At 39.3% G+C, this 14,073-nt stretch carries 4 protein-coding genes; all 4 read left to right on the top strand.

Going from position 1 to position 14,073, the window contains the following annotated elements:
• The first annotated feature begins 132 nt into the window (after positions 1-132).
• The gene (locus QZU77_RS08475; RefSeq protein WP_295603078.1) at positions 133-1,542 is read left to right on the top strand and encodes a nicotinate phosphoribosyltransferase; all 1,410 of its coding nucleotides are present in this window, start codon (positions 133-135) and stop codon (positions 1,540-1,542) included.
• A gap of 123 nt (positions 1,543-1,665) precedes the next feature.
• Entirely contained in the window at positions 1,666-6,651 is a 4,986-nt protein-coding gene (locus QZU77_RS08470; RefSeq protein ID WP_295603077.1) for a C1 family peptidase, read from the top strand.
• A 93-nt stretch (positions 6,652-6,744) separates the two neighbouring features.
• Complete coding sequence (locus QZU77_RS08465; RefSeq protein WP_295603076.1) at positions 6,745-10,692, top strand: C1 family peptidase; 3,948 nt, start codon at positions 6,745-6,747, stop codon at positions 10,690-10,692.
• 131 nt (positions 10,693-10,823) lie between these two features.
• Positions 10,824-14,073 (top strand): C1 family peptidase (locus QZU77_RS08460; protein WP_295603075.1); only part of this gene is annotated, 3,250 nt, incomplete at its 3' end.

Here is a 14,073-nt window from a genome sequence, read left to right as displayed (position 1 = left end):
ACTTTAGAAAACAAGACACTAGCTACATCTAGATTCTTATTTTCTATTTTTTTCTTTTTTTTATAACGCCATCATTATCACAACATTTATATGTGACTTCAAACTTATATGTTACTTAAAAAATGTGATATTATGATAGAAAACAATATTTGTCTTCTAACAGACAGCTATAAGGTAACTCATCACTATTTCTATCCAAAAGGCACTGAAAAAATATATTCATACCTTGAAAGTAGAGTAGGTGCTGAGTTTAACAAGACAATCTTTTACGGACTCCAGTACATCCTCAAGAAATATCTTGAAGGCCAAGTTGTGACACAGGAAAAAATAGATGAGGCCGACAGGCTAATCGCTTCACACATCGGCCCGGAAATCTTCAACAGGGATGGCTGGCAATACATACTTGACGAGCACGACGGATGCCTTCCAGTCGAGATCAAGGCGGTCCCTGAGGGAACACCAGTTGACGTCAGCAACGTGCTCATGACAGTTGAAAACACTGATGAGGAATCCTATTGGCTTGTTAATTATCTGGAATCATTATTGCTGCAGGTCTGGTACCCATCAACCGTGGCAACCCTATCAGCGGAGGTTAGGAAACTCTGCAACTTCTACCTTGAAGTCACAGGATCCGTTAAGGACAATCTTGACTTCATGCTCCATGATTTCGGATACCGTGGAGCGACATCCACAGAATCATCAATGCTGTCCGGTTCCGCACACCTCTTGAGCTTCAGCGGCACAGACACCATTCCAGCATTGACCATTCCTGAAAACTACTACAATGACTCCGAGTTATATGGTTACTCTGTCCAGGCTACTGAGCACAGCGTAATGACATCACTCGGACCGGAAGGGGAATACGACCAGATATTGAATGTCATCGACAAGGCAAAGGACGGCGTGCTGTCAATGGTCATCGACTCATACAATTACCGCAACTTCCTCATTGAAGCGGGCAAGTCAGGAACTGAATTGAATGAGGCAATATTGAACTTCCTTGACGGCGAGAACAATAAGGTTGTTTTCAGGCCGGACAGCGGAGAGCCGGTATCAACCACAATTGACTGTCTGAACCTGTTGTCAGAAGGATTCGGAAGCCACTTGACCGGTGAGGGATATAAGGTCTTTGACCTCAACATCGGATTGCTGTGGGGTGACGGCTTGAACTACCAGAAAATCCGTGACATCCTCTTTGCAATGAAATCCAACGGCTGGGCGGCGCAGAACATCATCTTCGGCATGGGCGGTGGACTCCACACTGCCGTTAACCGTGACACTCAAAGGAACGCATTCAAGTGTTCAGCCCAATTGCGCGACGGCGAATGGCATGACATCTTCAAGAACCCATTGGACTCCAGTAAAAAGTCCAAGACAGGCAGGTTCAAACTGGTAAGGCAGAACAATTCATTCAAGACAATTCCAATCGCTGATGATGGTGAGGACATCCTTCAGACCGTTTTCAGGAACGGTGAACTCTTGGTTGATGATAAGTTTTCAGCCATTAAAAACCGTGCATTGAAATATTCCAATTTTTTATAATTTTTCTATAAAGCATTTGCTTTATACATAAATCTATTTATTTTCTTTTTTTCTATTTTTCATTCCTTTTACATAACTATTTATTGAATAAAATGGCATAATATATGTAAAGGAGGAATGATTTTGTTAAAGAGAAGGGAGATTCTGATAATGTCCCTGTTATGCTTAACGTTCTTGTTGATTATTCCATTCACGGCAGCTGAAAGCATCGACGATAATCAAACAGTAACTGCAAGCAACACAGGAGATATCTTAAAAGAGACTAAAGACTATTATTTTAATTCATCAGCCGCAACAGATGGTAACGGCACATTAGACAATCCATATAAGTACTTAAAGGAAGATAGGTTCAAAACCAACTCCACCCTTCACCTTGCCGATGGGGAATATTGCCTGGATACTATGGTGATAATGGATAATGTCAGCATCATGGGACAGAGCAGTGAAAACACCATTATAAGCTATGATGGATGGGCTTTCATAACGAATGGCAAGATAATATTGAATAATGTCAAATTAATCAATGCTTCAATACTTAACCATGGGAATCTTGAAGCAACCAATGCAATATTTGCCAACGGTGAAGGAACCCTATTTTCAAACGACAGTTTCGGTGGTGCAATATACACTCAATACATTGATGAGGATCAAGACTCAAGTGTCACAATAAGGAACTGCACTTTTGAAAACAATAATGCGCACTATGGAGGGGCCATCTGCATGCAAACAGGACTGCTTGAAGTGTATGACTCCTGTTTCATAGGCAACCATGCATACTTCTATGGCGGAGCAATATCCTGCGAATATTCTGCAAGAATAATGATTTCCAAGTCAAGATTCATCAGGAACTATTGCATTGACGGTGCCGGAGGGGCAATCTATGCATTATCATCAGGCCTCTTGAATATGGATAACGTTACAATAAACGCATCTTCAGCAAAATTCGGAGCGGGAATAACCATATTGAACACTGCTGCACTATTGAATAATATAAACGCTCAGGACAACATTGCCGAGTATGACGGCGGAGCGATATATCACATGTATCAGGATTTCACCCTCTCAAACTCTAATTTCATAAACAACAATGCATCCAATGGAGGAGCACTTTTCATTGACAATTCAACCCTCAGCATAACCGACAATTCATTTATCAACAATACCGCATCACATAAGGCCGGTGCAATCTATTCCATATTCAATGTTTTAACAAATGATTTTGAACAAAACACATTCGAAAACAATGATGTCTTCCAGACCGATGAATTCAATATTGAAATCGGCGGCAGGGAATATGTACTATTCAATCTTCCTGACGGCATTGAAATTCCTGAAAATCTCCCATCCTATTACAGGCTGAACGAAACTTCCCTAACCTCAGTTAAAGACCAAAAGCAAGGAGGCAACTGCTGGTCGTTCACGGCATTGGCGGTTCTTGAATCATGCATAAAGAGGATAACCGGCATTGAATATGACTTTTCAGAGGAAAACATGAAAAACATAATGTCACTATACTCCGATTACGGATGGAACGTCAATCCAAATGACGGAGGCTATAATCCTATGGCATGGGCTTACCTTACAAGCTGGCTGGGTCCGGTCAATGACATTGACGATGAATACGGCGAAAGTTCAGTGCTCTCACCTGTACTTGAGAGTCTATTGCATGTTCAAAACATGCTCTTCCTGTCAAGATATGGCTACAATGACAATGATGCAATCAAAAAAGCGATTTTAATGTATGGTGCCGTCGCAACAGACATGCTTTATGAGAAGGAATGCCTCTTGAATGGCACATCTTATTATTACCCTGAAGAGAATAATAAAACCGACCATGCGGTAACCATTGTCGGATGGGATGACAATTACTCCAAAGACAATTTCATCATGACTCCTGAAGGCGATGGGGCATGGATTGTGAAGAACAGCTGGGGTCCCGACTGGGGTGACGAGGGATATTTCTATGTCTCATATTATGATACTCAAATGGCGTTGGGAGATAACATTGCATACACGTTCGTTTTAAACGACACATACAGGTTCGACAGGAACTACCAGTATGACATAGCGGGCCCAACCAATCAGTTATATAATGGAGAGTCCAATTTCTTATGCAAAAACATTTTCAATGCCACAGGCAATGGCGTTTTAAAGGCAGTTTCAACATATTTCTATAATAAGACCAATTGGACAGTATCCGTTAAAGTGAATGACATATTGAAAAGCATTAAAACAGGCACTAGCGAAGCCGGCTATTGGACAATAATCCTGGATGATGACATTTACCTGCAAAAGGGAGATGTCTTCGAGGTGTTGTTTAACATTACTGCAGAAGGAGTGGCAAATGTGCCGGTTTCATTCAAAGACGCGACTAATCATTTCATTGACTTGAAGCATGTATCCTATATAAGCGATAATGGAGGCAGGAGCTGGACTGATTTAATGGAGGAGTATGAAGCTGTCTTATCCATCAAGGCATTTGTAATTTCAGATGACATCCACACAAGCACTGCCCTTGAAGTGAGCCATGACGGATACAATCCGGTGAGCATCAATGTCACAGTCACTGATGAAAATGGAAACAAAGTGGACGGTAGTGTCAAATTCAAATTGAATGATGATGAATTCACCATGAACCTAACAAACGGCAGAGCATCATTTGAATATGATTTTGAAAAGGGAATGAACAATATAACAGTCACCTTTGAAAGGGAAGGATACGTCACATCCTCAAACACAACATCCATTGAGATACGCAAAAGGAACACTGAATTGAACTTGAATCTAACACGAAAAGCGAATAATCTATCAATCAACGTCACTGCCAAAGACAATATCAATGAGACAATAATTATAATAATAAATGAGCAAGCCCATGCGGCCAATCTCGTGAATGGCCAATATGGTGAAGAGCTAACAGGTCTTGACAATGGAAACTATGATGTCAGCGTTGGCTTAAACAGCACCATATGGGAAGCGGAAAACGTGACCGGAAGCATTGACATCAACATTAAAGACACTCAAATCATTGCCGGGGATTTAACCGCAAACGATGAAGCCACTGGCATGTTCAAGCTCACCTTATTGGATGGGGATGGAAATCCATTGTCAAACAGGACAATAGAATACGAGCTGGATACCAATTCAACAGTCAAAACAGATGAGGCTGGTGTTGCCATAATCTCATTTATATTAGCCAATGGAAAATACACTATTTCATTAAGATTTTCTGGTGATGATGATTATTGGCCGTCAAGCGCTTCAAAAGAAATCACTGTCAAAACCAATGTGAACGCAAGCATTGCAGTGAAAACATCACTTCATGATGCAAGCATCAACATAACATTTTCCAAACCGATAAATGAAACAATCACAGTTTCACTGGACGGCAATGTGACTGCATATGAATTATATAATGGGTCAACCCTCTTCACTGCACATGACCTTGCAAACGGCATCCACAATGTGACAGTTGAATTATTGGATGAAAAATACAATTACACTAAAGCAGCTTGCAATTTCACAATAAACGTAATCAAAACCAAAATCACAGCTGATGACTTCACCACAATCGAATACAGCAATGAAAACTACACTGTCAGGCTGAGCGATGAAAACGACAATCCGCTTAGTGGAAAACAGGTGAAATTCCTGTTGAACAATGAAACAATATGCGTCAACACTGACGGTGAAGGCGCTGCAACAATTCCAATCAACCTGAAAGGCGGAACCTATGAGATAACCGTCAGCTACAGCAACATTTCAGACAAGTATGATGATGTTGAAGTGACCAGGACAATCAATGTCAAGACATTAGTTTCAGGTGAAATAAGCATTGAGAAAACTTTAAACAATGTTGCATTGACAATACTATTCACAGAACCGGTCAACATTACCGCCAACGCATTAATCAACGATGAATCAAAACCGATCAGCATCAAAAACGGCCAATCCACATTGTACTTGACAGGCCTTGCCAACGGCCACTACACAGTCAACATCACATTCGGCGATAGTGACTCCTATGTGTTCAGCGAAGTTTCATCAAGCTTTGACATTCATGTAATCAATACAAGAATCATTTTAAGTCCATTGACAGTATATTATCATGATGGTGCATTCAATATCATATTGCTGGATGAGAACAACAATCCTCTAAACGATAAGGTATTGCGTGTGAGTCTAAACAATGTAAATTCCACTTTCAAAACAGACAGTAATGGAAATGCTACACTTTCATCACTCATGCCGTATAATCTGAGAGTTGGAAGTTATGGTCTTATTGTCAGATTCAATGGCGAAAATGAGTATTGTCCGTCACAGGCCACTGCAAAAATCACACTAATGTCAAGCATTAATCTTCCACAATCAAAATATGCCTTCAACTCACAGTATATAGTGACATTATATGACAACAATGGTCTGCTCAATGAAAAACAGGTTAAAATCACATTAAACGGCGTGACCCAAACAGTCACAACCGACATCAACGGCCAAGCTAAAATAAACGTCAACCTCAACCCAGGTTCATATTCAGTGGCTGTTGAAAACCTCGAAACAGGAGAAGTCAAAACTCAAGGCATACAGGTGGTGCCACGTCTCACTGGAAACGCCAACATTGTAATGTATTATGGTGCCGGCAAAACATATAATGTAAGGGCATACGGTGACAACGGACAAATTGCAGGTGCAGGCGAGCTTGTGACTTTCAACGTTGCCGGCAAGAACTATAATGTCAGAACCAACAATCAGGGTTACGCATCATTCAAGATAACCTTGAAGGCTGGAAACTATAAGGTCACCGCCACATATAAGGGATTCAAGGTTTCAAACAAGATAACTGTAAAACCTACATTGATCGTTAAAAATATGAAGGTTAAGAAAGGCAAGAAAATCAAGTACCAGGCCAAACTCCTCAACACCAACGGCAAGGCATTGAAAGGCAAAAAGATAACCTTTAAAATCAAGGGCAAAACCTATAAGGCTAAAACCAACAAGAAAGGAGTTGCCAAAATAACCATTAAGAAGTCATTCAAGCCGGGCAAATATAAGGTGACAGTCAAATATGGCAAGCTTACCTCAACAGCTAAAATCACCGTTAAAAAATAAGGCATAATGCCTTATTTTCATTTTTTTTTAAAATTGAATAATAATTATTTATAATGGGAGCTCCTAAACTATAATATTATAGAGGGTGTAGTTTTGAAAAAGATTAAACTAATGGCATTTTTCACATTGGTATTGTGCTTATTGATTGTTCCAGTCGCTTGTGCAGAGGATAGTCAAGAGACTTTATGTGATTACGTTAATGCTACAGATTTCTATTTTGATGTAAACGCCACCAGTGACGGTGATGGGTTAAAGGATACTCCATACAATAATTTCACTGATGACAGGGTTAAGGACAACTCAACAATTCATCTGGCCAATGGAGAATATGTATTTGAAAAATCAAGAACATTCAACAACATATCATTCAATGGTCAAGACCCTCAAAGAACCATATTGAACGGCAACGGAACCACATTGACAATCAACGGCACAGTCAATTTTCTAAATGTCACCTTGACAAACTTCCATATAGTCAATTCAGGCCATTTGAATGCTCAAAACACTGTTTTTACAGGATTGCTTCCATCACACCCTGAAAAGGATAACGTTAACTATTATGGAGGTGCTATTTACGCCGAATACAACAAGAACATCTATCTTGAAAACTGCAGCTTCATCGACAACGCCGCTCCATACGGAGGAGCAATCTATGTGCGCGGAGGAAGCCTGACAGTTCTGAATTCACGATTCCATAACAACACTGCCTACAATTTCGCAGGAGCAATACTTGGAGAGTCAGGCGTCAGGATAATCATCAACAACACGGAATTCATATTGAATAAAGCAGATGAAGGTTCAGGAGGTGCAATCTACCTAGTATCCTCATCATTGACTGCCAACAATATTACAGTAACAGATTCCAAGGCAGATTTTGGAGCGGGGATAGTGTCATTAAGATCAACCTTAAACTTGAATGACTCCATTTTTAAAAACAATGATGCAAGATATGATGGAGGAGCACTCTACGGCTATTACGGCTCCCTAAATTTGAATTCATCAAGATTCATTAGAAACACTGCCCGCAATGGCGCCGGACTTTTCATCAACGATGTAAATATAGTCAATATCACATTCAATGAATTCATTAAATGTGCCTCATCAAATTATGCCGGTGCAATCTACTCATTTTCCGGAAAAATCAATGAAACACTGAATAAATTTGAAAACAACACTGCCAAACAATTCAACACCACCTATACTGCAACAAACGTTGATTTAACCATTGGGGATGGGAATTATACATTATATACCATAAATCAAACAATCAACACAACCCTCCCATCAACCTATGACCTGCGCACCCTGGGACTGGTGACACCTGTCAAAGACCAGCAGAAGGGAGGAAACTGCTGGGCATTTGCGGCAATGTCTGCTCTTGAATCATGCATCCTCAAGGCATCAGGTGAAGTCGTCGATTTATCAGAGGCGAACATGAAAAACCTGATGGCATGGTACTCCGATTATGGAAGAAACATTCGAAGTCCTAATGACGGAGGGGACAATAACATGCCAATTGCCTATCTAGTAAGTTGGCTTGGGCCGGTCAGTGAAGATGACGAGGCATATGATGATAAAAATCATTTATCACCTGTATTGCATAGTTTAATGCACGTTCAAAACATAATCTTTTTGAAAAGGAATAGCTTCACGGACAATGACGGCATAAAGCAGGCTATAATGAATTACGGTGCGGTTGCAACAACAATGTACATGGCTGTTGCTGTCTGGGACGGCAAGAAGGTCTACCATTACTATAATGAAAATCAGAATCTAACAGATTCCACCAACCATGCCGTTGCAATTGTAGGATGGGATGATTCAATAAGCATTCCTAAGGCCCCTGGCCCTGGAGCATGGATAGTCGAGAACAGTTGGGGTCCAAACTGGCCAAGTAGCGTCAACGGCGATGGATACTTCTATGTGTCCTATTACGATTCATTTTTCGCAAGACCAGGCACCTATGCATCATACACTTTCATATTGAATGACACTCAACATTATGATAAGAACTATCAATATGACATTTCCGGCGTAACTGACTATTTCTGGAATAATGTGGAAAGTGTCTGGTATGAGAATGCTTATCAGGCAACCGACAATGAGTTTCTAAAGGCCGTATCCACTTACTTCAACAAGAACACTCAATGGGAAGTGAACGTCTATGTAAACAGCAAGCTCCAGCTTATCCAAAACGGTTCTGCAGTTCCAGGCTATTTCACAATCAATCTGGATTACCCGATTCCGCTGGTTAAGGGAGATTTGTTTGAAATAGTATTCAAGATAACAGTGGATGGAGACGTCGGATTCCCGATTTCAGAAGCCGTTTCACTGACAAAATACACCTACGCTCCAGGAGTATCCTTCGTAAGCTACGACAATGGAAAATCATGGAATGACCTATATGACCTAAGATGGTATGGCTATCCGGGACACAGTTACCTCACCCAAGTGGCCTGCATTAAGGGATTCACTGAACTGGTCACCTTAACATCAACAATTAAAAGCTTCAACGTCACCTATGACTCCATTGACCTGTTCAACATCACAGCCACTATCATTGACGAGTCCAACAATACGGTCAGGAACGGCAATGTCACATTCACCGTCAACGGCGAAGATTATAATGTCACTGTATTTGACGGCTTTGCATCACTTCAATTGCCTTTAATCCTGGGTGTGAACAATATTTCCTGCGTGTTCAACTCACCTAATTACCATCCGTCAAGTGCAAACGCCACTTTCGAGCTCAAGCCGATTCCAGTCATCATGAACATTACGGTCAATCAGGACCTGAACAATGCAACAATAAACTTCACATTCTCAAAACCGATAAATGAGGAATTAATAGTCACAATAAACAATGAAACACAAGTCCTCAGAACAGTCAACGGAACATGCCATATTGATTTGACTGAATTGGAATATGGACAGTACAATATCACCGCTCACGTCAATAAGGACGTTTATGACAGTGCCAATGCCACAAGCTTCTTTATAAATGTTAAAAAAACCCGTTTGGAATCTCATGATGTAGTCACTATTTACAATAGCGGATTGATTTACAGGGTTAAGCTAACAGATGAGTTCGGCGAAGCCGTTATCGGCCGTGAAATCATATTCAATCTCAACGGATTAACCTATAAGAACATGACCGATGAGAAAGGATATGCCAATATGATTTTAAACCTAAAAGACTCAATTTACAATGCATTGATCAGCTTCAACGGTGATGACAATTATCTTCAAAGCGAAAACACCTCAATCATAACTGTCAAATCAAGCATCCTATTGCCGGAAATAAGAACATACGCCTTAAACTCAAATTATGAGGCAACATTATGGGATAGGAACTCAAACCCATTGAACAACACTCAAATGACAGTAACCCTCAACGGAAAGGATTTTACTGTCACAACAGATGAAAACGGAAAAGTGACATTCGCGATCCCATTAACAAATGGCAATTACAATATATACATTAAAAACCCGGATACTGGTGAAGTATTGTCCCAGAATATCAATATAGCTAAAAGAATCACTGAAAACAGGGACATTTCACTTTACTATGGAAACAATCCAGTTTATAGGGTGCGAGTTTGCGATGATTATGGTGCATTCGCAAAAGACCTTGAAGTGAAAATCACCATAAACAAAAACGTATATAATGTCAAAACAGACAATCTGGGTTATGCATCAGTCAAATTATCATTGAAACCGGGCAAATACACTATAACATCAGAATATAAGGGATTCAAGGCATCAAATAAAATCACAGTCAAGACCACATTGATAACTAAAAACAAATCATTCAAGAAAGGCAAAAACATCAAGTACACAGCTAAATTATTAAATAAAAATGGTAAAGTGCTTAAAAACAAGAAAATAACCTTTAAAATCAAGGGTAAAACCTACAAGGCCAAAACCAACAAGAAGGGAATAGCCACCATCAAGATTAAAAACCTGAAGCGTGGAAAATACATAGTCACTGTCAAGTATGCAAAACTGACAAACAGGAACAAGATCACAATTAAAAAATAATTTTGCAATCTAGTTTTACCTTTTTTTCCATTAAATCTGATATCTATTTATATTATAAGAAACTTAAATAAACTTATTCTATACGTTTAACCAATTTTAAGTGTTTAATTTGGTGTAATGGAGGAAATATTTTGGACAAAATTAAAATTATAGCATTCATGTCAATATTGATATGCCTATTGATTGTGATTCCAGCAGGATTTGCAATGGATAATGAAACAGGTATTGGATTAAGTGAAGAGAATAATCAGGATACTCTGGTTAGCGATGAATCCGGAGTGTTAAATGCTAATGATTATTATTTTGATGCATCTGTTGAAAATGACACTGGAGACGGTTCAATAGATCATCCCTATAAGGAATTCAACAGTGTTAGGGTACATTCCAATTCCATAATTCACTTGGCAGACGGGGAGTATAATTTTAACGGCAGCTCAAACATTTATGATGTCACAATCAGAGGGGAATCTTCAACTAATACCATAGTCAAGTTTGCGAAATTCACCGCATCAACTTCCTTCACTCTTTACAATGTGACTTTAATCGGTTCTTCCATTACTAACAATGGATATTTGAATGCTAAAAATTGCATATTCATTAATTCCACTTCCGACATGTATGGTGGCGCTATAAACTCCAATGGAAATGTCAATTTGGACAACTGTGCATTTATGAACAATTCCGCTATTGCAGGTGGTGCAATTTACATTAAGGGAGGGGAACTGTCAATTAAAAATTCAAGATTCCTAGATAATAATGCAGAACTTTTCGGAGGAGCAATAACCTCCGTCAGATCCAATATTAATTTGGAAAACGTTTCCTTTACAAACAATAAGGCGGGAAGCGAAGGTGGAGCAATCTATTCAATATATGATGATTTCTCATTATATGATTCCACTTTCACAAATAACACTGCAGACAACGGTGCGGCAGTGTTCGTCAATGCGGCGACTGTCAATGTTATTGTAAACAACACTTTCACACGCAATAATCCCCTAAAGCGTGCAAGCTTATATTCATTTTACAATTCCAACTCAACAATAAAGAACAATACATACTCCAACGAGGAGGATTTATGCGAAACCTTTGAAATCAACATGTTTCTGGGAAATGGGAACTACACATTATACTGGCATAACGACACTGAAATATCTGAAATCCCATCAAAATACGATTTACGAGAGTTGGGTTATGTGACTCCAGTCAAAAGCCAGGGGTCTGATGGAAACTGCTGGGCATTTGCAACAATGGCGACATTGGAATCATGCATACTAAAGGCATTGGGAAGCGAATACGACCTGTCAGAATCCAACCTTAAAAACTTATTCGGAAGCTATGGTGACTATGGATGGACCACCGAAACCAATACTGGAGGTTTTGCCTCAACAGGATACAATTATCTGATCAGTTGGCTTGGACCTGTTTTTGAAAGCGACGACCCTTATGTTCTCGGCACAATATTTTCCAAAATAATGAACAGTTTCATGCACGTTCAGAATGTACTGTTCCTTCAAAGAACCAGCTTCACAGATAACGATGAGATTAAAAAGGCATTGATGAATTACGGTGCAGTTTACACTCCTATTAAAGCCAGCTTTGATAGAAATGGAAAGCAGTATTATACTGACGGTACCAAGGCAAATCATGCTATTGTAATTGTCGGTTGGGATGATGATATGGTATTCAACGGAGCGCCGGGCAAGGGCGGTTGGATAATCAAGAATAGTTGGGGAGACAGTTGGAGAAAAGGAGGATACGGTTATGTGTCCTATTATGACACCAGCTGCGTTCCAATAGGAAAAGTGGATTCAGTGTTCACCTTCATTTTAAACGACACCATCAAGTTCGATAAGAACTACCAGTATGACATTCAGGGAAAATCAGACTTCTTCCTGAATTCCTCAAGCACAGTTTGGTACAAGAATGTTTTCAATGCTACTGATAATGAATATCTGGCTGCGGTTTCAACAATATTTTCCAATGAAACCGATTATGAATTCTCAATTTATGTCAATGATGAATTGAAAATCACACAAAACGGCCATTCCAAACCAGGTTACTACACTTTCGATTTAAATCGTTTAATCCCACTGCATATTGGTGATGTCTTTGAAATCGTGTTTAAGATAATCGTGGAAGGCGAGGCCGGAGTGCCAGTTTCCGAAAAGGTCAGCTTTAATAAATTCTATTACAGGAACAATACCTCTTTCATAAGTTACGATGGTGAAAACTGGACTGATTTTTATGAATTGGTCTGGAACTATTCAACTCATACTTATAAGTCACAAGTGGCATGCATTAAAGCATTTACAGTCTTTGATATGGTTAACACCAGCACTAAGCTTGAATTTGAATGCGGCGAGGACTTATTTGTCAAAGCCATTGTATTGAATCAATATAATCGCCCGGTCAATAAGGGAAATGTCACATTCACAATCAATGACCAGACAGTTATTGTTCCAGTGGTCAATGGAGTGGCCAGGTATAAGATTCCATCAATCGGGGAATATAGGATAACTGCCGATTATGCTTATGAGGATTACTATATCTCATCAAATGACACTATTGTAAGGCCTAACATAATAAAAACCGATGTGCTGATTAACGTTTCAAGCATTCATAATCCCGTTAATATTTCCATTTCAGTTTTAAATCAATTCGGCTCTCCAGTTGAGGGTAACGTGACCGTTGATTTGGATGGGGAAATATTTGATTTGACTCTGACTAATGGCGTTGCCAATATCAATAGGGTTTTCACTGAAATGGGAGCGCATTACATTTCAGTTTCATATGATTCCAATAGGGATTATTATAATTCTTCAAGTGCACAAAAATCATTTGATGTTTCTTTAATCAAGACCGATTTGAAGTTAAAAATTGAAAATGGGAATAATTCCATCAATATTTTGGCTAATGTCATTGATGGGTACGGCAATAATGTAACTATGGGTGACTTAACATTCACTCTTGACGGAATTGATTATACCGTAGATTTGAATAATGCATCTAATTTCACTTATTCATTTAAACATGCTGGTTTAAACATCATTAAAGCAGTTTATAATGGTGTGGAGAATTACTATGACTCATCAAGTGCAGCTTTAAACGTAACCCTTAAAACCATTTCAGCATCAGATGAAATAAAAACATTAAATTCAAAATACACTTTCACCGTATATGATTTTTATGGAAAGGCATTGAACCAGAGCAAGGTCACAGTTAAGATCGGTTCTAAAAATTATAATCTAATTTCAGATGAGAACGGTACAGTAATCCTGCCGATAGAAGTGGCTCCTGATAAATATTCACTCATCATAACTAATCTCAACACCAGTGAAGTCAAGACCCAGACAATAAATGTCGTTAAAAGAATAACTGACA

Origin of the sequence: uncultured Methanobrevibacter sp., from assembly GCF_902774605.1 — an archaeon.
GTDB lineage: Archaea > Methanobacteriota > Methanobacteria > Methanobacteriales > Methanobacteriaceae > Methanocatella.
This window is presented reverse-complemented; position numbering and strand designations above follow the sequence as displayed.